The 20,201-nt window shown below is 62.0% G+C and carries 21 protein-coding genes and 1 pseudogene; 14 read left to right on the top strand and 8 right to left on the bottom strand.

Annotated features, from left to right (window positions below; genetic code table 11):
* Nucleotides 1-42: 42 nt before the first annotated feature.
* From AC0NID_RS25495 to AC0NID_RS25480, 4 genes are all read left to right on the top strand, one after another.
* Nucleotides 43-1,692 (top strand): ABC transporter substrate-binding protein, encoded by a 1,650-nt coding sequence (locus AC0NID_RS25495; RefSeq protein ID WP_473452747.1) that lies wholly within the window; start codon nt 43-45, stop codon nt 1,690-1,692.
* A gap of 96 nt (nt 1,693-1,788) precedes the next feature.
* Nucleotides 1,789-2,268 (top strand): DUF3828 domain-containing protein, encoded by a 480-nt coding sequence (locus AC0NID_RS25490; RefSeq protein WP_473452749.1) that lies wholly within the window; start codon nt 1,789-1,791, stop codon nt 2,266-2,268.
* Nucleotides 2,269-2,272: 4 nt separating this feature from the next.
* A complete protein-coding gene (locus AC0NID_RS25485) occupies nt 2,273-2,833 on the top strand; it encodes a hypothetical protein (RefSeq protein ID WP_473452751.1) in 561 nt (186 codons plus the stop codon).
* A gap of 11 nt (nt 2,834-2,844) precedes the next feature.
* The gene (locus AC0NID_RS25480; protein ID WP_473452753.1) at nt 2,845-4,029 is read left to right on the top strand and encodes a mandelate racemase/muconate lactonizing enzyme family protein; all 1,185 of its coding nucleotides are present in this window, start codon (nt 2,845-2,847) and stop codon (nt 4,027-4,029) included.
* Nucleotides 4,030-4,058: 29 nt separating this feature from the next.
* On the opposite strand, the gene queF is transcribed toward AC0NID_RS25480, so the two are convergent.
* Entirely contained in the window at nt 4,059-4,520 is a 462-nt protein-coding gene (queF, locus tag AC0NID_RS25475; RefSeq protein WP_473452755.1) for a preQ(1) synthase, read from the bottom strand.
* Nucleotides 4,517-4,723, bottom strand: a complete 207-nt coding sequence (locus AC0NID_RS25470; protein ID WP_473452757.1) for a hypothetical protein — start codon at nt 4,721-4,723, stop codon at nt 4,517-4,519. Before AC0NID_RS25470 ends, queF begins: the two co-directional genes overlap by 4 nt.
* On the opposite strand from AC0NID_RS25470, the gene AC0NID_RS25465 reads away from it, so the two are divergent.
* Nucleotides 4,713-6,758 (top strand): oxidoreductase, encoded by a 2,046-nt coding sequence (locus tag AC0NID_RS25465; protein ID WP_473452759.1) that lies wholly within the window; start codon nt 4,713-4,715, stop codon nt 6,756-6,758. The two genes, AC0NID_RS25470 and AC0NID_RS25465, sit on opposite strands and share 11 nt — an antisense overlap.
* 137 nt (nt 6,759-6,895) lie before the next feature.
* Here AC0NID_RS25465 and AC0NID_RS25460 read toward each other — a convergent pair whose 3' ends face one another.
* Entirely contained in the window at nt 6,896-7,303 is a 408-nt protein-coding gene (locus AC0NID_RS25460) for a hypothetical protein (RefSeq protein WP_473452761.1), read from the bottom strand.
* 197 nt (nt 7,304-7,500) lie between these two features.
* Here AC0NID_RS25460 and AC0NID_RS25455 point away from each other — a divergent pair, with 197 nt between their 5' ends.
* Nucleotides 7,501-7,848, top strand: coding sequence for a MarR family winged helix-turn-helix transcriptional regulator (locus AC0NID_RS25455; protein ID WP_473452763.1), 348 nt, complete (start codon nt 7,501-7,503; stop codon nt 7,846-7,848).
* Between the two features lie 106 nt (nt 7,849-7,954).
* On the opposite strand, the gene AC0NID_RS25450 is transcribed toward AC0NID_RS25455, so the two are convergent.
* Nucleotides 7,955-10,027: a putative bifunctional diguanylate cyclase/phosphodiesterase gene (locus tag AC0NID_RS25450; RefSeq protein WP_473452765.1), complete on the bottom strand. Its 2,073-nt coding sequence runs from the start codon at nt 10,025-10,027 to the stop codon at nt 7,955-7,957.
* Between the two features lie 278 nt (nt 10,028-10,305).
* Here AC0NID_RS25450 and AC0NID_RS25445 point away from each other — a divergent pair, with 278 nt between their 5' ends.
* Both AC0NID_RS25445 and tdh read left to right on the top strand, forming a co-directional pair.
* On the top strand, nt 10,306-11,493 hold the full coding sequence (locus AC0NID_RS25445; RefSeq protein WP_473452768.1) for a glycine C-acetyltransferase: 1,188 nt from the start codon (nt 10,306-10,308) through the stop codon (nt 11,491-11,493).
* Between the two features lie 209 nt (nt 11,494-11,702).
* Complete coding sequence (gene tdh / locus AC0NID_RS25440; protein WP_473452770.1) at nt 11,703-12,737, top strand: L-threonine 3-dehydrogenase; 1,035 nt, start codon at nt 11,703-11,705, stop codon at nt 12,735-12,737.
* A 214-nt stretch (nt 12,738-12,951) separates the two neighbouring features.
* On the opposite strand, the gene AC0NID_RS25435 is transcribed toward tdh, so the two are convergent.
* A complete protein-coding gene (locus AC0NID_RS25435) occupies nt 12,952-13,401 on the bottom strand; it encodes a MarR family winged helix-turn-helix transcriptional regulator (RefSeq protein ID WP_473452772.1) in 450 nt (149 codons plus the stop codon).
* 129 nt (nt 13,402-13,530) lie between these two features.
* Between AC0NID_RS25435 and hmgA the strand changes: the two genes are divergently transcribed.
* The 6 genes and pseudogenes from hmgA (at nt 13,531) to AC0NID_RS25405 (ending at nt 18,271) form a co-directional block, all read left to right on the top strand.
* Nucleotides 13,531-14,844: a homogentisate 1,2-dioxygenase gene (gene hmgA / locus AC0NID_RS25430; protein WP_473453297.1), complete on the top strand. Its 1,314-nt coding sequence runs from the start codon at nt 13,531-13,533 to the stop codon at nt 14,842-14,844.
* Nucleotides 14,841-15,743, top strand: coding sequence for an MBL fold metallo-hydrolase (locus AC0NID_RS25425; RefSeq protein ID WP_473452774.1), 903 nt, complete (start codon nt 14,841-14,843; stop codon nt 15,741-15,743). Before hmgA ends, AC0NID_RS25425 begins: the two co-directional genes overlap by 4 nt.
* Nucleotides 15,740-16,753 carry a fumarylacetoacetate hydrolase family protein gene (locus AC0NID_RS25420; protein WP_473452776.1) on the top strand — a complete coding sequence of 338 codons (1,014 nt, stop codon included), beginning with the start codon at nt 15,740-15,742 and terminating at the stop codon, nt 16,751-16,753. Before AC0NID_RS25425 ends, AC0NID_RS25420 begins: the two co-directional genes overlap by 4 nt.
* Before the next feature lie 346 nt (nt 16,754-17,099).
* The gene (locus AC0NID_RS25415) at nt 17,100-17,645 is read left to right on the top strand and encodes a DinB family protein (protein WP_473452778.1); all 546 of its coding nucleotides are present in this window, start codon (nt 17,100-17,102) and stop codon (nt 17,643-17,645) included.
* 56 nt (nt 17,646-17,701) lie between these two features.
* Nucleotides 17,702-17,872: pseudogene (locus tag AC0NID_RS25410) on the top strand (BrnT family toxin); the annotation flags it as partial.
* 72 nt (nt 17,873-17,944) lie between these two features.
* On the top strand, nt 17,945-18,271 hold the full coding sequence (locus tag AC0NID_RS25405) for a BrnA antitoxin family protein (protein ID WP_473453299.1): 327 nt from the start codon (nt 17,945-17,947) through the stop codon (nt 18,269-18,271).
* Between the two features lie 44 nt (nt 18,272-18,315).
* Here AC0NID_RS25405 and AC0NID_RS25400 read toward each other — a convergent pair whose 3' ends face one another.
* The 3 genes from AC0NID_RS25400 to hppD are packed head-to-tail and all read right to left on the bottom strand — an operon-like array spanning nt 18,316 to nt 20,090.
* Complete coding sequence (locus tag AC0NID_RS25400) at nt 18,316-18,693, bottom strand: type II toxin-antitoxin system VapC family toxin (protein WP_473452780.1); 378 nt, start codon at nt 18,691-18,693, stop codon at nt 18,316-18,318.
* Nucleotides 18,690-18,914, bottom strand: coding sequence for a type II toxin-antitoxin system Phd/YefM family antitoxin (locus tag AC0NID_RS25395; protein WP_473452782.1), 225 nt, complete (start codon nt 18,912-18,914; stop codon nt 18,690-18,692). The genes AC0NID_RS25400 and AC0NID_RS25395 overlap by 4 nt, the downstream gene beginning before the upstream one ends.
* A gap of 60 nt (nt 18,915-18,974) precedes the next feature.
* Nucleotides 18,975-20,090, bottom strand: a complete 1,116-nt coding sequence (gene hppD / locus AC0NID_RS25390) for a 4-hydroxyphenylpyruvate dioxygenase (protein ID WP_473453300.1) — start codon at nt 20,088-20,090, stop codon at nt 18,975-18,977.
* Nucleotides 20,091-20,201 lie beyond the last annotated feature (111 nt).

The following is a 20,201-nucleotide window of genomic DNA, read 5'->3' as shown; positions in this document are numbered from 1 at the left end:
GGACAGGCGAAGACCTGACGGGAACCAGACGGGAGGAAAAAAATGACATTCTTCAGAAGCAACGGCGATCGCGTGCCGCGCGCCATCGAGGCAATGGCGAAAGAGACGCATGCGGGTCGTATGGACCGGCGCGAGTTCCTGGCGCTGGCAAGCGCCTTCGGCGCATCGACGGCTCTGGCCTACGGCCTGATCGGTCTTGCCGTGCCGCAACGGGCCTTGGCCGAAGAGCCGAAGAAGGGCGGGACGCTGCGCGTTTCGATGTCGGTGAAGGCACAAAAGGACCCGCGCACTTACGATTGGGTGGAACTTGCGAACATCTCGCGCTGTTGGCTCGAGCCGCTTGTGCGCTATACGCGCGAATTCACGTTCGAGCCGGTCTTGCTCGAAAGCTGGGACGTCAACGACGACGCCACCGAATATGTGCTGCACGTGCGCAAGGGCGTCACCTGGAACAACGGCGATGCTTTCACCGCCGATGATGTGGCCTACAATCTGACGCGCTGGTGCGAGAAGGGTGCCGCCGGCAATTCCATGGCCGCCCGCGTCGGCGCGCTGATCGACGAAAAAACCGGCAAGGCCAGGGATGGGGCGATCACCAAGGTCGACGACAACACGGTCAAGCTGACGCTGAACGAACCGGATATCTCGCTGATCCCGAACTTCACCGACTATCCGGCTCTCGTCGTCCACCGCAATTTCGATGCCGACGGCGCCGATCCGCTCGCCAAGCCGATCGGCACCGGGCCTTTCGAACTCGTGTCCTATTCGGTCGGCCAGAATGCGGTCGTCAAGCGTCGTGAGAATGGCAAGTGGTGGGGCGGTGAAGCGCCGCTCGACGGTGTCGAATTCATCGACTACGGCACCGACTTCAACGCCTCGGTGAACGCATTCGAGTCCGGCGAGATCGACGTCAATTTCGAGACACCCGCCGACTTCATAGACATACTCGACAAGATGGATCTGGTGAAATCGGAGGTTGCGACAGCGACAACGCTCGTTGCCCGGACCAACATCACGCACAAGCCCTACGACGACCAGCGGGTGCGCAACGCGCTCCAGATGGCCGTCGACAACAATGAGGTGCTCGAACTTGGCTACGCCGGGCGGGGCACCGTCGGTGAGAACCACCACGTCAGCCCGATCCATCCGGAATACTACCCGCTGCCCAAGAAGACACGTGACGCGGCGGGCGCCAAGAAGCTGATGACTGATGCCGGACAGGCCGACTTCGAACATGAGCTAATCACCGTCGAGGACGATTGGCAAAAGAACACCGGCGACGCGATCGCCGGCCAGCTGCGCGATGCCGGGATCAAGGTGAAGCGCACGGTGCTGCCGGGATCGACTTTCTGGAACGACTGGACGAAATACCCTTATTCCATGACCATCTGGTACATGCGCCCGCTCGGTGTTCAGGTGCTGGCGCTCGGCTATCGTACCGGCGAGGCCTGGAATGAGACGGCGTTCTCGAATCCTGATTTCGACGCCAAGCTCAAGCAGGCCCTGTCGCTCGTCGACGTGGAGAAGCGGCGCGAGGTCATGAAGGACGTCGAGCAGATCCTGCAGGATTCGGGCGTCATCATTCAGCCGTTCTGGCAGAAGCTGTACAGCCACATGGACAAGAAGGTGAAGAATTACGCTGTCCACCAGACTTTCGAGATGGATCTCCAGAACGTCTGGCTGGACGCCTGAGCTAGCGCCCAGGGGATTTCATGGGCTGCAAAAAGGCCGGAATGCAGGATTCGTGGTATGGAACGGTTCCCGCCACGAAAGCCTGGAGATTATCGGATGAGACTGACTGTGCTTGCCGCCGCCCTCTCGATCGCAGCGCCCCCGGCCGCGTTTGCCGGCCCGGCTTCCAATGCAGTGAAGTTCTTCTACGTGCCCGAAGTCAAATTCGAGGCCGACGCGAAATACCGCGACCGTTTCACCGAGCCGGTGACCAGGCTGTTCGACCTCAACGACCAGGCGGCAAGGAACCTTCCGGATGAAGTCCCTTGCATCGACTTCGCCCCGGGCCTCGATGCGCAGGACTATGATGAGAAGACCGTGGCGAAGACGCTCAAGCTTGCTGAGACGCTGGAAGGTGACAGCGCGGAAGTGACCGCGACGTTCAGTCTTTTCCCGGAAGGCGACAATTCAAAACGCGAAATGGTCTGGTCGTTGAAGAAGGTCGACGGCCGGTGGAAGATCGCCGACATCACCTCGAAGACCAGCGGCTGGACGCTGAGTGCGCTCGAATGCCTGGCTGGCCAGGCGCCGGAGTGATGTCATGGCCCGCGCCCTGGCCCTGGCGACTGTGTGCCTTCTGGCGGCGGGGTTGAGCAGCGCCGCTGCTCAGGACCTGTTCGGCGCGCCGCCCGCAAGCGCGCCGGCCGACACTGCGGCACCTGCAACGCCGCCGGCCGCGTCGCCGCCGGCTGATAATGCCCCGGCCGCGCCGGTGCAGCCGGGTTCGCCCACGGCGGTGGTGAAACCGTTCTACGAGCATGTCGGGCTCGAGCTCGATCCGGCTCAGCGCGGCCACTTCGCCGATCCGGCCAAGTCGGTGCTCGACAAGAGCGACGCGCTGCGCAAATCGGGGCAGGGCGAATGCCTCGATCCCAACATGGCGCTCGACAATGCGCAGTACGACAAGACCGAAATCGACAAGAGCCTGAAGACCATCGAAGCGGTCAATGGCAACGCGGCCAAGGTCGTCGTCGCTTTCGTCGTCGCCGGCAATCCGCACCGCTTGGAATGGAAATTCAGGAAAGTCGACGGCGACTGGAAGGTCACGGACCTTCTGTCGGTGACTGGCGAATGGTCGCTCAGCCAATACCAGTGCGAGTGAGAATGGAGCCGATGAAGATCACCAACATCCGCGTCACCCATGTCAATGTTCCGCTCGATGCTCCCTTCTGGTGGACGGCTGGGCTTTACGGCGGCGCCTCGAAGTCGATCGTGGAGGTCGAGACCGACGAAGGCGTGGTCGGGCTGGGGGAGGCGCCGTGGTGGCATTTCGGCGAGGTGATAAAGGCCGAGATCGCGCCGGCGCTGATCGGCGCCGATCCGCTCGACATTGCCGACTGCGAGGCGCGTTGCGTGCCGCCATGGCAGATCACCGCGAACACCGGCGAGAATGCCGCCTCCGTGGCGTTCGGCGCCGTCGAACTGGCGCTGTGGGATATCAGGGGCAAGGTGTTCGGCATGCCGCTCTACAAGCTCCTCGGCGGCGCGGTGCGCAAGGACATCCCATTTTCGGAATATTTCGCCTTTCGTCCCGCACAGGATGGATCAGGCGGCGAAATGACCCCCGAAGCCATCGTCGACTACTGCCTGAAAATGCGTGAGCAGCACGGCTCGACGATCTTCGAAGGCAAGCTGATCATGGGCGATCCCGAACTCGAGATCAGGACGGTGCGGATGCTGCGCGAGGCGCTCGGCGAGAAGGCGCAGATCAAGCTCGATTCCAACATGCAGTGGTCGCTGACCACCGCGCGCTGGGTGCTGCGCGAGATCGAGCCGTTCAACATCCGCAACTACGAGGATCCGGTCGCCACCTTCGAGGAGATGGCCGCACTTCGCCAGCACTCGCGCATACCGTTCTCCACGCACATCCCGGATCTCAGACGAGCCGTCGCGCTCGGCGCGCCGGACTACTTCGTCTGCAATTTCGCGGCACTCGGCGGCTTGTCGAAGACCCTGAAATTCATCGCCGCCTGTGAGGCGATGGGCAAGGGGTTCTGGTGCTATTCAAACGACCTCGGCATCATGACATCGGCCTATCTGCATCTCGTGGCGGCGACGCCGTGGGTCACCGAGGCATCGCAATCGCTGTTTGCCTGGCAGATCGGCGATGTCGTCAAGGACGGGCCCTTCCGGCAGAAAGGCAACACAGTGCGCGTGCCGGAAGGTGACGGGCTGGGCGTCGAGCTCGACCCGGCGGCAATGAAACGCTGGTCAGCGCATTTCGCCGAGCACGGGCCGATGGGACATTTCAGCGACCCGAACAATCCCGGCCGCTACCGGCGGCTGCCGCTCAACTGATGCAACATATTTTCCTTAGAAACTCAGGCTCACCCGCGCCCGCGATAGGGCGCCACGCCGATGTCGGGCAGCCAGGCGCCTTCCGGCGGTGCGCCGGTCTGCCAGAACACGTCGATCGGAATGCCGCCGCGCGGATACCAATAGCCGCCGATGCGCAACCACAAGGGCTTGGTCGCGGCGACAATGCGGCGGCCAATCATGACGGTGCACTCTTCATGGAAGGCGCCATGGTTGCGAAACGAGGTCATGAACAGCTTGAGCGACTTCGATTCCACCAGCAGCGCGTCGGGCGCATAGTCGATGACGATATGGGCGAAGTCCGGCTGGCCGGTGACCGGGCAGAGCGAGGTGAATTCCGGGCAGGTGAAGCGAACGATGGCCGGCGGCCCGTCGCCGCGCGAAAACGGTACGGTCTCCAGGACTGCCGCATCAGGGCTCCGTGGCGCCTCGACGTTGGTGCCGAGTTGGGTAAGGTTTTTCGTATCGGTCATGGGCGGGTTCCTTCCTGCCTGTCGCCCAGCGCGCAGCGGTTTTGGGATATCGGCATGCGTGAAACAAAAATTTGCCGCTCATTAGCATCGGACCGAAAAGTGCGCAGCGGTTTTCGGATAAATCCGATGCTTAAATAAAGATCTGGAACAGCGCACGCTGCTCCGGCACATTTTGGAAACAGCAGGAAGACGATGACCACCAACGATCCGCTTCTCCAGCCTTACCAGCTCAAACACCTGACGCTGAAGAACCGGGTCATGTCGACCAGCCATGAGCCGGCCTATTCCGAGGACGGCATGCCGAAAGAACGCTACCGGCTCTACCACGCTGAAAAGGCCAAAGGCGGCATGGCGCTGACCATGACCGCCGGCTCGGCAATCGTCTCGCGCGACAGCCCGGCCGCCTTCGGCAATCTGCATGTCTATGACGACCGCATCGTGCCGTGGCTTGGCGAACTGGCTGACGCCTGCCACGAGCATGACTGCAAGGTCATGATCCAGATCACCCATCTCGGCCGCCGCACCGGTTGGAACAAGGCCGACTGGCTGCCGGTGCTGTCCGCTTCGCCGGTGCGCGAGCCGGCGCACCGCGCCTTTCCCAAGACCATCGAGGACTGGGACATCGAGCGCATCGTCGCCGACTATGCCGCGGCCGCCCAGCGTTGCCAGGCCGCCGGTCTCGACGGCATCGAGTTCGAGGCCTACGGCCACCTGATAGACGGCTTCTGGTCGCCGGCCACCAACCAGCGCGACGACGATTTCGGCGGCTCGCTCGACAACCGGCTGCGCTTCACCGGCATGGTGCTCGATGCGGTGCGGGCGGCTGTCGGCGACCAATTCGTCGTCGGCATCCGCATGGTCGCCGACGAGGACTTCGAGAAGGGCCTGTCGAAAGAGGAAGGCGTGGAGATCGCCAGGCGGCTGGCGAATTCCGGCAAGGTGGATTTCCTCAACATCATCCGTGGCTCGATCGAAACCGATGCCGCGCTGACCAGGGTCATTCCGGTCACCGGCATGCGCTCCTCGCCGCATCTCGATTTTGCCGGCGAGGTGAGGGCGGCGACGAAATTCCCGACCTTCCATGCGGCGCGCATTTCCGACGTCGCCACCGCCCGCCATGCCATCGCCACCGGTAAGCTCGATATGGTCGGTATGACCCGAGCCCACATCGCCGACCCGCATATCGTTCGGAAGGTGATGGAGGGCCGCGAGCACGAGATCCGCCCCTGCGTCGGCGCCACCTATTGCCTCGACCGCATCTATGAGGGTGGCGAGGCGCTGTGCATCCACAATGCGGCGACCGGCCGCGAGGCGGAGATTCCGCACATCATCCCGAGGACCGAGGGGCCGAAGCGGAACGTGGTCGTCGTCGGCGCGGGGGCGGGCGGTCTGGAGGCGGCGCGCGTCGCGGCCGAGCGCGGGCACCAGGTGACGGTTCTGGAAGCGTCGAGCCAGGCCGGCGGCCAGGTTCGGCTGGCGACGCAAAACCCGCGCCGCAAGGAATTGATCGGCATCATCGACTGGCGGCTGGCCGAACTCGACCGGCTCGGCGTCGAGATCCGCTACGACACCTGGGCGGAGAAGGACGATGTTCTGGCGCTGTCGCCCGATGTGGTGGTGGTCGCCACCGGCGGCCTGCCACAGAACCCGCCGCTGGCCGCGGGCGACAGCCTCGTCACTTCGAGCTGGGACGTCATGGCCGGTAGCGTCAAGCCAGCCGACAACGTGCTGCTCTATGACGACAATGGTGGCCATCAGGGCATGGGTGCCGCCGAGCTGATCGCGGGCAGCGGCGCAAGGCTTGAGCTGGTCTCGCCAGAACGCTTCTTTGCCCCAGAAATGGGCGGCATGAACCATGTGCCCTACATGCGCGCCTTCCAGGAAAGGGGGGTCACCATCACCATCAACACGCGGCTGCGTTCGGTGCGGCGCGAGGGCAATCAATTGGTTGCCGAACTCGCTTCCGACTTTGCCGATGGCTGGCGCGGCGAGCGGCGGGTCGACCAGGTGGTGGTCGAGCACGGCACGCTGCCGCTCGACGATCTCTATCTGGCGCTGAAGCCGCTGTCGAAGAACGGCGGCGCGGTGGATTACGAGCGTTTGGTCAACGGTGGCGACATTTTTCCGGCGCGCGGTCCGCAGGCTGGTTTCGTCCTCTTCCGGATCGGCGATGCGGTGGCATCACGCAACATCCACGCCGCCATCTATGACGGCATCAGATTCGGGTTGCGGATCTGAGGCGTGTCGATTGGTGGCGCGCAGCCGAACCTCCGTACGGAGAGCCATCAGGTACGTCGGGTCCGTCTGTGCGCCGCGCACGCCGGCCGTTGCCGGACACCGTACGATCTTGTGAACCGTGATTGCGGCAAAGCCGCTCAAAACATTCTGGCGGTCGCCATGCACAGCACAGTGATCACCAGCAGCCCACCGGCGATGCGTTCGCCTTTCGTCAATTTCGCGCGCAGCCGGGTCTGCGTCGCTGCGTCAGCGCCGGCAAGCTGCCTGCTGGCGGAGCCGACCAGCGCGCCTTGCACGCCTGCGGCAATCAGGGCCGTCGCAATGCCCAGCGCCAGCACCTTTTCCATCGAGCCGAAAAGGCCTTCGTGGAAGAAATACCAGAGCAGTATGCCGGTGAGGAAAACCAGGCCGGCGGCCCCCATTTGCGGCCGGAAGAACCGTTCGACCCGAATCTCCGGATCGCGGGCTACAGCGATGGTCGTTCCGGCCCAGAACACACCGGTCAGGACGTGAAGGCCGAGGACGATGATGTAGACATAGTGCATGGCCGCATTTCCTCCTTTTCCCGCCGTCGCTCATAAATTAGATATCAAATGATTAGATGTCAATGTATGGGTGCGAGCCAGTTCCATCGGGCGTTCCCTTGCTCTAGTGTCGAACCATGACGCCCTTTGACCGCCCGCCAGTCGGGATGAATCTCGCCCGAACCGCAAAGCTTGTTGGACAGGCCTTCGACGCCGCCTTGGTCGCGGCGGGCGGCACGCTGCCGGTCTGGGTCACCCTGTTGTCGATCAAGTCGCGAGAACTGGCCAACCAGCGCGAACTCGCCGGGATGATCGGCATCCAGGGTGCGACGCTGACCCACCATCTGAACGCGATGGAAACGCAAGGCCTGCTGATCCGGCGTCGAGATCCCGTCAACCGCCGTGTTCATCAGGTCGAACTGACCGAAGCCGGAGAGGCGCTGTTCCTCAAATTGCGGACAGCAGCAGTTGTTTTCGATAAACGGCTGCGGACGGGATTGTCCGACGACAGGCTGGCGGAGTTTGCTAAGGTGCTGGCGGCGCTGCGGGCTAATATCGAAGGCTAGCTGGCGCAGTCCGAAATCTAGCGAATGCGTTCAGCCGTCATAGCCGGAGATCGCGCCGAAGGTGTAGAGGCCGCCATTCCCGGGCAGGCTTGTCAAGATTGGCGCCTTACGCCAGGCTTCCCTGCAGCACGGTCAGCCTGGCTTTCCTCGGTGTCCTCGCGACCAGCCATTCGCGTGCCTTGTCCTGCGGCATCGGGAAGGCGATCGAGTAACCCTGCACCTGGTCGCAGCCGAGCGCCATCAGCGAATCGAGCTCGGCCTCGGTTTCGGCGCCCTCGGCGACGATCGAGATGCCAAGGCCGCGGGCGAGTTCGGTGATGGCCCGTACGATCTTGCTGTTGTCGCCGTTCTCATTGATGTTCTGGACGAAGCGGCGATCGATCTTCAGCCGGTCGATCTCGTTCGGGTTGACGTGGCTGAGCGACGCGTAGCCGGTGCCGAAATCGTCGAGTTCAAGATGGACGCCGGCGGCGCGGATGTGGCGCAGCTTAGCGGCGATCCCGGTCTTCTCGTCGTCGAGAATGACGGATTCGACGATCTCCAGCGACAGTTTTTCTGGCGGCAGGCCAGCCTTTTCCAGCGTATCGAAGAGGAAGGCGTCGAAATCCGGCTCACGCAGTTCGGTGCCGGACACGTTGACGGCGAGCCGTCCGAAGGCAATGCCGGCGCGGTTCCATTCGGCCGCCTCGTTGATCGCCTTGGCGATGACAATGCGGCCGATCTCGGCCATCAGGCCGCATTTCTCGGCGACGGGAATGAACTCGCCTGGTGCGATCATGCCGCGCTCGGCATGCTTCCAGCGAACCAGCGCCTCGATGCCGCTGATCGTGCCGTTCGACAACGAAACCTGCGGTTGGAAATAGACCTGGAACGCCTTCCCCGAGACGGCGATCCTGATGTCATGCTCGAGCTGTTTGCGGTAATCGAGTTCGAGCCGCAACGCTTCGGAGAAGAACGAGAGACTTCCGCCACCCGCCTTCTTGGCGGAGTAGAGCGCAAGGTCGGCATGGACGAGCAGATCCTGCGCATTGTCGGCGTCGACCGGATAGACGGCGACGCCGGCACTGGCGCCTGGGAAGATGGTCGTGCCGCGGAAGACGATAGGTTCGTTGATCTGAGTCAGCACCCGCCTGGCGACCATGTTGATGTCCTCGGTGCCTCCGGCACCGTTGAGGATCATCACGAACTCGTCGCCGCCGAGACGCACGCAGAGATCGGACGCCCGGCAGGAATCGCGCATGCGCTGCGCCGTCACCACCAGCACGTAGTCGCCGGCGGCGTGGCCAAGCGTGTCGTTAATCTGCTTGAACCGGTCGAGGTCGAGCTGGACCGCCGCAAGCCGTTCTCGCCGGCGCTGCGCTGCCTTGATCAGCGTATCGAAATGATCGGTCAGGAAGGTGCGGTTGTGCAGGCCGGTAAGGCCGTCATGCACGGCGATGAATGCCATGGAATTGCGGGCATCGATCAGTTCATGCGTCTTGCGCAGAATGGCGTTCGACATCGGCCTCAAGATGAAAAGCGCCACGAGCACGATGACGCCGATGGTGGTGTAGAACAGCGTCCGATGCAGATCGAGAAGTCTTTCCGAACGCGCGTCGGCTAGGGCGCTGATGCGCTGGCCGAGCGCCGCATAGCCCGACAGGGTGGCATTGGCGATGGAGGCGTCGAGGTTGACGCGTTCGCCGCCGCCCTTGTAGCCGCCATTCCCGGCCATGCCGAGTTGCGATTCAAACGCCGAAACCAGGCGTCCGCCGTTGGCAATAAGCCCGACGGAGAAGTAATCGAGATGAAACGGCTTTGCGAAAAGTACGCTCTCGACTGATCTTGGGTCGAACCTTGCCGGTGACGCCGGGTCGGCGACGACCCGCTCGAGCAGAAGATCGTAGTTTCTCTCGAACTCCGCCGTTGCCTGTTTCAATGCGAAGACCAGAGCCGGTTGTTTGTCGCGCGACGCAGAGCCTGCCGCGTTGGCAAGGAAGACGATGCGTTGCGACAGCGCCTTTTGCGTGCTGACGACATTGAGCAGCGCATCGCCTTGCCGCTGGGCAGCCATCATCTGCTGGAGAAGGAGGAAGGAGGCCATCACCATGGCAGCAATGATCAGCAGCGCCAGCCAATAGCCAGCCTTGATCAACAATATGAGCCTGCCCGAAATCGTTTGCACCGGTTGCTGCGACATTTTCCTGAGGCGGTCCCTCTCGCCGACAGATTGTTGGGTGCGAGAACCATTGGCTTGAAAGTGTTAACAGGTTTGGAAATCGGCAGACGGGCGACAGAGGCAGCGGTGGAAAGCTCGCGAAATGGTTATCGCGTTCTTTCGCGCCGCGTCTGCATTTGAACATCCGTCATTCGCGGCATTTGGGCCACTGGCGGCCGCGCCACCGGAGCGGTCGCTTTTGCGGTGGATTTTTCGCGCGCGCGGGGCGACAGTCCATTCAATCTCAACAGGGCCTGATCATGAGCGCGGCATTCCTCTCCCATATCGACAGCGAGCTTCAAGGGCTGAGATCGGCCGGCCTCTACAAGTCTGAGCGGGTGATCACCTCGACGCAGTCCGCCGAGATCGAGGTGGGTGGCGAGAAGGTGCTGAATTTCTGCGCCAACAACTATCTCGGCCTCGCCGACAGTGCCGAATTGCGCGACGCAGCCAAGCGGGCGCTTGACCGCTATGGTTATGGCATGGCGTCGGTGCGTTTCATCTGCGGTACGCAGGAAGAGCACAAGCAACTCGAGGCGACGATTTCAGGCTTCCTCGGCATGGAGGACACGATCCTCTATGGCTCCTGCTTCGATGCCAATGGCGGCCTGTTCGAGACGCTGCTCGGCGAGGAGGATGCGGTCATCTCCGACGCGCTGAACCACGCCTCGATCATCGACGGCGTGCGGCTGTCGAAGGCGAAGCGCTTCCGCTACGCCAATAACGACATGGCCGATCTGGAAGCGCGGCTGAAGGAGACGATGGATTGCCGTTTCCGGCTTATCGCTACCGACGGTGTATTTTCCATGGACGGCATCGTCGCCAATCTGAAGGGCATCTGCGATCTCGCCGAGAAGTACGATGCGATGGTGATGGTCGACGACAGCCATGCGGTCGGCTTCGTCGGCAGGAATGGCCGCGGCTCGGCCGAGCATTGCGGCGTCGAGGGCAGGTTGGACATCATCACCGGTACGCTCGGCAAGGCATTGGGCGGTGCGTCCGGCGGCTACACGTCGGGCAAGAGACAGGTGGTCGATTGGCTGCGGCAGCGCTCGCGCCCCTATCTCTTTTCCAACACACTGATGCCGGCGATCGCCGGCGCCTCTATCCGGGTGTTTGAACTGATCAAAGACGGCGACGGATTACGCAAGAGGCTGTACGAAAATGCCGCGCGGTTCCGGTCTGAAATGGGTAAGCTCGGGTTTATGCTTGCCGGCGCCGATCATCCGATCATCCCGGTGATGTTGGGCGACGCTTCGCTGGCGCAGGAGATGGCAGCGCGCATGCTGAAGCGCGGCATCTATGTCATCGGCTTCTCGTTTCCGGTGGTGCCGAAGGGCCAGGCCCGCATCCGCACGCAAATGTCGGCCGCCCATTCCAGCGCCGACATCGACCGCGCGGTCGAGGCGTTCGGCGCAGTCGGGCGCGAACTTGGTGTAATTGGATAATCGCGGATGCTTGTTCTCTACGGCGCGCCCCTCTGTCCTGCCGGACATCTCCCCCACACGGGGGGAGATCGGCTCTCGTCTTTGCTTTCGCCAATCGCCCACATGGGAAAAGGGGCGCGGCGTCGCGACATCCAATTTCCCCGGAGATGTCCGGCAGGACAGAGGGAGGCGCGAAGGAACTCAGTCTCTCAAAGTGTCGGGAGAACCTGATGTCGAACATGATGAAGGCACTGGTCAAGGCCAAGGCCGAACCGGGCATCTGGATGGAAGAGGTGCCGGTGCCGGAGATCGGCCCCAACGACGTTCTGATCAAGATCAGGAAGACAGCGATCTGCGGCACCGACGTCCACATCTACAATTGGGACCAGTGGGCGCAGAAAACGGTGCCGGTGCCGATGGTGACCGGCCATGAATTCGTCGGCACGGTCGCCGATTTCGGCGCGGCGGTGACAGAGTACAAGGTCGGCCAGCGCGTTTCGGGCGAGGGCCACATCGTCTGCGGCCATTGCCGCAACTGCCGGGCGGGCAGGGGGCATCTTTGCCGCAACACGCTTGGCGTCGGCGTCAACCGTCCTGGCGCCTTCGGCGAATATCTAGCGATCCCGCAGCACAATGTCGTGCCGATCCCCGACGACGTGCCCGACGAGATCGCCGCGATCTTCGATCCCTTGGGCAATGCGGTGCACACGGCATTGTCCTTCGATCTGGTCGGCGAGGATGTACTGGTCACCGGCGCCGGGCCGATCGGCATCATGGGCGCGCTCGTCGCGCAATGCGTCGGCGCGCGAAAAGTGGTCATCACCGACATCAATCCGGTGCGGCTGGCGCTGGCGAAAAAACTCGGCGTCCAGCATGTGGTCGACGCGTCGAAGGAAAAGCTGCGCGACGTGATGCCGGCGCTCGGCATGACCGAGGGGTTTGACGTCGGTTTGGAGATGTCGGGTGCGGCGCCCGCCTTCCGCGACATGATCGATACCATGAACAATGGCGGCAAGATCGCTATTCTGGGCATCGCGCCGACCGGCTTCGAGATCGACTGGAACAAGGTCATCTTCAAGATGCTGCATCTCAAGGGCATCTACGGCCGCGAGATGTTCGAGACCTGGTACAAGATGATCGCGCTGGTGCAGGGCCCGCTTGATGTCAGTGGGTTGATCACGCATCGCATTGGGATCGACGACTATATTTCCGGTTTCGAGGCGATGAAGAGCGGCAATTCCGGCAAGGTTGTGATGGACTGGTAGGTCGGTGCCATTGCAGATACGCCGGAGGGACAGTATCCCCTGGCCTGCCGGCCATCTCCCCCGCAAGCAAGGGGGGAGATGGATGTCGCCGAGGCTTCGCCAATTCCCAACGTTGCAGGGATGAGCGGAGCGCTGAAACTGCCAATCTCCCCCCTTGCGGGGGAGATGTCCGGCAGGACAGAGGGGGGTGTGAAGGATCGCTACGAAGCAGCTTTCATAGCTTTTTCGTTAATCTGCACAACGCTGCCTCCAGCGCGGCCACTCCGCTGACAATAGCCGCGCGCTCGCCATCGCCGAGCTTAGAAAGCAATTCCCGCTCGAACGCCTTCGCCAGCGGCACCATCTCGCTATAGGCGGCAAGGCCCGCCCTGGTCAGCGTCAGATGCTCGACTCGCCTGTCTCTTTCATCCGGCATTCGAGTGAGCCAGCGGCGCCGTTCGAGTTCAGCGACGGCTCGCGAAACCTTGGTCTTGTGCATAGCCGATTGTTCGCCAAGTTCCGTCGCGGTCATCGTGCCGTGTTGCCCGAGCCCGGCCAGCGTGCGCCATTCCGGGCGCGTCAGACCGTGACGGTCCTTGTAGACTCGCGAGAATTCGCGGCTGACCGCATCGGCGAGGCGGTACAGCCGGTAGGGCAGGAAACTTTCCAGTTCCAAGACGTCCATGACTTTGTATCCCGGCAGACGCTGCGATTGATAGTTACATTTTCGATGGTTACAAATGAAACCAGTTTGGTCAACAACACCGGTAAGCCGCGCTCCAGCGGGCTGAGGGACCGGCTCAGGGAGGATACGATGGCCTTTTCCTACATGCCTGGCTTCGGCAACGACTTCGAGACCGAAACCTTGCCCGGTTCGCTGCCGCAAGGGCGGAACTCGCCGCAGCGGCCGGCCTACGGCCTCTACGCCGAGCAGCTTTCGGGCTCGCCCTTCACCGCGCCGCGCGGCACCAATGAGCGCTCCTGGCTTTATCGTATCCGGCCGAGCGTCAGGCACACCGGCCGCTTCAAACCGGCGAATTATCCGCTGTGGAAGAGCGCGCCGAATGTCGGCGATCACGAACTGGCGCTCGGCCAGTATCGCTGGAATCCGGTGCCGATGCCGAAGGAGCCGACCGACTTCATCGCCGGCATGCGCTCGATCACCACCGCCGGCGACGTGCTTGGCCAGACCGGCATGGCCGCCCATGTCTATGTCGCCAACCGCTCGATGGTCGACGACCATTTCTTCAACGCCGATGGCGAGCTGCTGGTCGTGCCGCAGGTCGGCAGCCTGCGCTTCGTAACCGAAATGGGCGTCATCGAATTGCGACCGGGCGAGATCGCGGTCTTGCCGCGCGGCCTGGTGTTCAAGGTCGAACTGGTCGATGCCGAAGTGCGCGGCTACGTCTGCGAGAACTACGGCGCCAAGCTGACGCTGCCGGATCGCGGCCCGATCGGCGCCAACTGCCTAGCCAATCCGCGCGATTTCAAGACCCCTTGCGCCTGGTTCGAGGACAAGGAAACGCCTTGCCGTCTGATCGTGAAATGGTGCGGGCAATTCCATGTCACCGAGATCGGTCATTCGCCACTGGATGTGGTAGCGTGGCACGGCAATTATTCGCCCTACAAGTATGATCTTGCGACCTTTTCGCCGGTCGGCGCACTGTTGTTCGACCATCCCGATCCGTCGATCTTCACGGTGCTGACCGCGCCGAGCGGCGAGGAGGGCACCGCCAACGTCGACTTTGTCATCTTCCCGCCGCGTTGGCTGGTGGCGGAAAACACCTTCCGCCCACCCTGGTACCACCGCAACATCATGAGCGAGTTCATGGGCCTGATCCACGGCCAGTACGACGCCAAGGAGGAGGGGTTCGTTCCCGGCGGCATCAGCCTGCACAATCTGATGCTGGCCCACGGACCTGACGCGTCTGGCTTCGAAAAGGCCTCGCGCGCCGACCTGAAACCGGTAAAGCTCGACAGCACCATGGCCTTCATGTTCGAGACGCGATTCCCGCAGATGCTGACCCGTTACGCCGCCGAGGTTGAAACCCGGCAGGACAATTACATCGACTGCTGGACCGATCTGAAGAAGCGTTTCAACGGCACGTCCGAGGGCGACTGGTCTTGAGTGCCGATCCAACGCGGGATCGGCTGGCGCTGCTGGGCTCGAAGGGCGGCCCGGCGCTCCGGCCGGGCGGGCCGTGGCCGAGTACGTCGCTGCTGGAGATCGGCGGCCGCAACATCGTCGTCGATTGCGGGCTTGGCGTGACGCGCGGGCTGGCCGACGCCGGCATCAGCCTGAAGGCGCTCGACCTGGTCTTCATCACGCATCTGCATTCCGACCATCTGCTGGAACTCGGTCCGCTGATCCACACCGCCTGGACGGCGGGTCTAGCGACACCGCTCACCGTGTTCGGCCCGCCCGGCACCGGCCATTACTGGCGGCGCTTTTGCCAGGCGATGGAATTCGACATCGAGATCCGCATCGCCGACGAAGGCCGGCCGGATATTCTCGACATGGTTTCAATCGTTGAGTTCGGCGAAGGCCGGGTGATGGAGGAGCGCGGCCTGAAAGTTTCAGCGCTGCGCGTCGACCATCCGCCGGTAACCGACTGCTTTGCGCTGCGCTTCGAGCATGACGGGAAAAGCGTGGTGTTCTCCGCCGATACCGCATACTTTCCGCCTTTGGCCGATTTTGCCAAAGGCGCCGACATACTCGTCCATGAAGCCATGCTGGAAGAAGGCATCGAGCGGCTTGTCGCGAAAACCGGCAACGGCGCCCGGCTCAGGGAACATCTGCTCGCCAGCCATAGTTTTGCCGAGGAGGCCGGCCGCATCGCGACCGAGGCCGGGGTCGGAAGACTGGTGCTCAACCACCTCATTCCGGCCGACGATCCTGAGATCGGCGAGGCCGACTGGATTGCCGCCGTCAGGAAAACATGGGCGGGTGACTTGACGATCGCCCGCGACGGCCTTGTTGTGGGATTAAGCGGCGATAAAGCCGTTCCAGGAGAGGAAATCGCATGAAGCTTGCCACATTGAAGGACGGGACGCGTGACGGAAAGTTGGTCGTCGTCTCGCGCGACCTGACGCGGTTCACCGATGCCTCGTTTCTGGTGCCGGCGCTGCAGGCGGCGCTCGACGACTGGAGCCGGATCGCGCCGCATCTCGCGACAATAGCGGAATCGCTGGAGAACAATGCCGTGCCGTCAGACCGCTTTCACGAGCATGACGCCCATTCGCCGCTGCCGCGCGCCTATCAGTGGGCCGACGGCTCGGCCTATGTGAACCATGTCGAACTGGTGCGGAAGGCGCGCGGCGCCGAGATGCCGGCAAGCTTCTGGACCGATCCGCTGATCTATCAAGGCGGCTCGGACGCCTTCATCGCGCCGCGCGATCCGATCCGCATGACCGACGAGGAATTTGGCATCGACATGGAGGCGGAAGTCGCAGTCATCGTCGACGATGTGCCGATGGGGGAAGGCCTTGACGAGGCAAGAGCCGCGATCCGGCTGGTCATGCTGGGCAATGACGTCACGCTACGCTCCCTTACCGCGCCAGAGCTTGCCAAGGGCTTCGGCTTTTTCCAGTCAAAACCGTCCTCTGCTTTTTCGCCTGTCGCGGTGACGCCGGACGAGCTTGGGGATGCCTGGGACGGCGGCAAGGTCAGCCTGCCGCTGCTGGTCGATCTCAACGGCAAGCCGTTCGGCCGGGCGGACGCCGGCGTGGACATGACCTTCGATTTTCCGGCGCTGATTGCGCATGCCGCGAAAACCCGGCCGCTGTCCGCCGGCACGATCATCGGTTCGGGCACGGTCTCCAACAAGCTCGACGGCGGCCCGGGCAAGCCTGTCTCGGCGGGCGGCGCCGGCTATTCCTGCATTGCCGAATTGCGCATGATCGAGACGATCGAGGCTGGCGCGCCGAAAACGCCATTCCTGCGCTTTGGCGACACCGTGCGCATCGAGATGAAGGACAGGACCGGACATTCGATCTTTGGTGCGATCGAGCAGAAGGTCGAGAAATACGCAATTTGAAGCAATCCTATATCTAACAGACGTTCCGAAGCGCTGGCAGGAGCAGGATGCCGTACACCGCCACTTATCTCTGGATTGTGGGATTTTGCAGCGCCGCTACTGCCTGGCTTCTGATTTCTGCAATCCGACTTTGCCATCAGGTTGAGGATCGATCTGAAAGACTGCGCAACTTCAGCAGCGTGGCGCGTCAGGCGAAGCTTATCCGCGTCGCTTTGAACCGGGACGTTGCGAGTGATGTTGAAACGATAAGCGCTGCGGCGCGGCATGATCGCTCGTCTGCTAGCCATAGGTGCTATCGGTATCGCTGTGAACTTGATTGTCTGGGCTGGTTGGGCGAGTATGTGACGTGGACCTGCTGGACCATCTCCGCCGCATGGCCGGCAACAATCTCTGGTCGAACGACCGGCTCTACCGCGCCGTGTTGCAGCTCCAGCCCGGCGAGTTCGAAGCCCAGCGAATCAGCTTCTTCCCCTCGATCAAGGCGACGCTCAACCACATACTGGCGGTCGATCATCTCTATCTCGATTTCCTGGAGGAGGGCGGAGTCGGCGCTGCCGCCCATGACGATTTCGTGCCCTTCGACGAACCGCAGGCGCTGTTTGCCGCCCAGACCGCATCGGACCGCCGGCTGATCGCCTTTTGCGATCACCTGTCGGCCGACGATCTCGACCGGCGCGTCATCACCGACCGGCGCGAGGATGGCATGATCCCCGAAAAGATCGGCGACATCCTTGCTCACGTTTTCCTGCACGACATCCATCATCGCGGCCAGGTGCACGCAATGCTGTCCGGCACATCGGTTGCGCCGCCGCAGCTCGACGAGTTCCTGCTCGACTACGATTTGAAGCTGAGGCAGGCGGAGGTCGAGCGGTTGGGCCTGAATGGTGGTTAGTAATTATTGTAGTTACGAAAATTATTGACGTAATTATTGTAGGTACATAAATTCCGATGAAGATCGTTTGGCACGAACCGAAGCGGTTGGCCAACCAAGAGAAACACGGATTGGATTTCGCGGATCTGGATGAGGAGTTCTTCCTCGCCTCGACGATACGAACAGCCAAAGCCGGTCGCCTCATGGCAATTGGCTGGATGGCCGGTGGCGTTGTCGCTGTGGTCTTTGCCCGGCTGGGCGCCGAGGGCATCTCCATAATTTCGATGCGTCCGGCCAACCAGGCGGAGAGAGATTGTTTGATGGCAAAACCTAAGCTGAATGCTACGACGGCTGGCAGGGAGTTTCAGCCAGGCAAGGGCTTTTCCAAAGAAGATTGGGATGCCGTTTCGGACAATCCGGAATGGACCGAGGAGGATTTCAAAAACGCCCGTCCCTTCGCCGAAGTCTTCCCCAAGCTTGCCGAAAGCATCCGTCGGTCGCGTGGCCGGCCGGCGCTCGACAATCCGAAGAAGCAGGTGACACTCCGGCTCGACAGCGACGTGGTCGCCCACTTCCGCGCCGGTGGCCCCGGCTGGCAAAGCCGGATCAATGACATTTTACGCAAGGCCGCCGGCCTTCAGAAGTAGCGGGCGGTCTGGCAAGCGCGAGAAAGCCTCGACCGATACCGGAATCAGGCCAAGGCTACATCATAACGGGCAAAATGCGGGTCGGCTGTCAGAATGCTAAGTTTCTCCATCTGGGCCTGCGCAATCAGCAGTCTGTCGAACGGATCACCATGGTGGTGGGGCAGGCTGCCGACGGCGTTCGCGTGCTGGAACGTGATCGCGAGTGGCTGAAATCGCATCCTTGGGAGCAATGTCGTCAGATCGTCCGGCACATTGAGTTTTCCGATTGAACGTTTGATGGCAATTTCCCAAACGCTTGCCGCGCTTGCAAACACCACCGCTTCCGAGGCCAGGATAGCGCGGTAGTGCTCGCTGAGACGTCGATCGTCCGAAATCGACCAAAGGATAACATGTGTGTCGGCGAGAAACGGACCGAGCGTCATTTCACGTACTCGTCCCATTCGGGACCGAGTTCGTCAAAATCGTCCGCAATCCAGATCTTGCCTTGCAAGGCGCCGATACGCGGCAGGGGTTCCGCCACTGCTGGCGGCACAAGACGCGCCGCCACCTTGCCGTGGCGTGTAAGTATGATCTCCTCACCGGCTTCCGCGCGGCTGACGAGTTCCGACAATTTAGCTTTGGCTTCGGCAATAGAGATATTCATGACTCGACCCTTTATGACCAGAATTTAGGTCATAATTGGCCGAGCCGCAAGTGAGTTCGATTACGCCGCCTTGCCGTCTACCTTCAGCACGCCGCGCCTCATCTGGTCCTTCTCGATCGATTCGAACAGAGCGCGGAAATTGCCCTCGCCAAAGCCTTCGTCGCCTTTCCTCTGGATGAACTCGAAGAAGATCGGCCCGATCACGGTCTTGGAAAAGATCTGCAGCAGGATCTTGGTCGTGCCGCCATCCACCACGCCTTCGCCATCGATCAGGATGCCGTGCTTTTTCATGCGTTCGATCGGCTCGTCGTGGCCGTTCACGCGGGCATGGCACATGTCGTAATAGGTTTCCGGTGGGCCGGGCATGAACTTCAGCCCGTTGGCGGCCAGCCTGTCGGTCGCGCCGTAGATCTCGTCCGTGCCGACGGCGATGTGCTGGATGCCTTCGCCATTGTACCTTTTCAGATATTCGGCGATCTGGCTGGTCTCGTCCTTGGACTCGTTGAGCGGGATGCGGATCTTGCCGCAGGGCGAGGTGATGGCGCGGCTGACCAGGCCGGTGATCTTGCCGTCGATGTCGAAGAAATGGATCTGCTTGAAGCCGAACAGATCGCGATAGAAATCCCACCATTTGTCCATGTTGCCGCGATAGACGTTGTGGGTGAGGTGGTCGAGATAATAGAAGCCGACGCCTTCGGGCTTCGGGTCGCACGCGCCCAGCCAGTCGAACTCGGCATCGTAGGCCGAGCCCTTGTCGCCGTAGACCTCGATGAAATAAAGCAGCGAGCCGCCGATGCCGACGATTGCCGGCACATCGAGCGCCTTGTCGGTGCCTTCATAGGGCGTTGCGCCCTTGGCGACGGCGTGGTCGAACGCATGCTTGGCGTCGACCACGCGCCAGGCCATCGAGGCCGCGCAGGGGCCGTGCTTGTCAACGAATTTCATCGCATGCGAGCCGGGTTCGGCATTGACGACATAGTTGATGTCGCCCTGCCGCCAGACGGTGATGTTCTTGGTGCGATGCTTGGCCACCGGCACATAACCCATGCGGGTGAAAAGCTCTGCGAGCTTTTCCGGTTCGGGATGCGCAAACTCGACGAACTCGAAGCCGTCGGTTCCTGCGGGATTGGCCTTGCTTATCTTTGCAGGCGGGGCGTCGTGCGGGAAGGGACCCATGGCATTGTCCTCCAAAAAGCTGGCGTGGCCGGAAATGGCCATTTCAACGCAATCATAGCGCGGAGCGGCCGCATGGTGCTTGCATTCAAACGCTTGAAATGATCAGATGGT

The sequence above is a fragment of the Mesorhizobium sp. WSM4821 genome, assembly GCF_055901555.1.
The sequence above is the reverse complement of the archived record's forward strand: the minus strand, read 5'-3'. Positions and strand labels throughout refer to the sequence as shown.

What these genes read in the sequence shown, in the direction of transcription:
- tdh (WP_473452770.1), top strand. Translation starts at nt 11,703, where the DNA reads ATGTCGAACATGATGAAGGCACTGGTCAAGGCCAAGGCCGAACCGGGC.
- hmgA (WP_473453297.1), top strand. Translation starts at nt 13,531, where the DNA reads ATGGCCTTTTCCTACATGCCTGGCTTCGGCAACGACTTCGAGACCGAA.
- AC0NID_RS25490 (WP_473452749.1), top strand. Translation starts at nt 1,789, where the DNA reads ATGAGACTGACTGTGCTTGCCGCCGCCCTCTCGATCGCAGCGCCCCCG.
- AC0NID_RS25395 (WP_473452782.1), bottom strand. Translation starts at nt 18,914, where the DNA reads ATGAATATCTCTATTGCCGAAGCCAAAGCTAAATTGTCGGAACTCGTC.
- queF (WP_473452755.1), bottom strand. Translation starts at nt 4,520, where the DNA reads ATGACCGATACGAAAAACCTTACCCAACTCGGCACCAACGTCGAGGCG.
- AC0NID_RS25465 (WP_473452759.1), top strand. Translation starts at nt 4,713, where the DNA reads ATGACCACCAACGATCCGCTTCTCCAGCCTTACCAGCTCAAACACCTG.
- AC0NID_RS25405 (WP_473453299.1), top strand. Translation starts at nt 17,945, where the DNA reads ATGGCAAAACCTAAGCTGAATGCTACGACGGCTGGCAGGGAGTTTCAG.
- AC0NID_RS25435 (WP_473452772.1), bottom strand. Translation starts at nt 13,401, where the DNA reads ATGGACGTCTTGGAACTGGAAAGTTTCCTGCCCTACCGGCTGTACCGC.
- AC0NID_RS25400 (WP_473452780.1), bottom strand. Translation starts at nt 18,693, where the DNA reads ATGACGCTCGGTCCGTTTCTCGCCGACACACATGTTATCCTTTGGTCG.
- AC0NID_RS25450 (WP_473452765.1), bottom strand. Translation starts at nt 10,027, where the DNA reads ATGTCGCAGCAACCGGTGCAAACGATTTCGGGCAGGCTCATATTGTTG.
- AC0NID_RS25485 (WP_473452751.1), top strand. Translation starts at nt 2,273, where the DNA reads ATGGCCCGCGCCCTGGCCCTGGCGACTGTGTGCCTTCTGGCGGCGGGG.
- hppD (WP_473453300.1), bottom strand. Translation starts at nt 20,090, where the DNA reads ATGGGTCCCTTCCCGCACGACGCCCCGCCTGCAAAGATAAGCAAGGCC.
- AC0NID_RS25480 (WP_473452753.1), top strand. Translation starts at nt 2,845, where the DNA reads ATGAAGATCACCAACATCCGCGTCACCCATGTCAATGTTCCGCTCGAT.
- AC0NID_RS25420 (WP_473452776.1), top strand. Translation starts at nt 15,740, where the DNA reads ATGAAGCTTGCCACATTGAAGGACGGGACGCGTGACGGAAAGTTGGTC.
- AC0NID_RS25460 (WP_473452761.1), bottom strand. Translation starts at nt 7,303, where the DNA reads ATGCACTATGTCTACATCATCGTCCTCGGCCTTCACGTCCTGACCGGT.
- AC0NID_RS25445 (WP_473452768.1), top strand. Translation starts at nt 10,306, where the DNA reads ATGAGCGCGGCATTCCTCTCCCATATCGACAGCGAGCTTCAAGGGCTG.
- AC0NID_RS25495 (WP_473452747.1), top strand. Translation starts at nt 43, where the DNA reads ATGACATTCTTCAGAAGCAACGGCGATCGCGTGCCGCGCGCCATCGAG.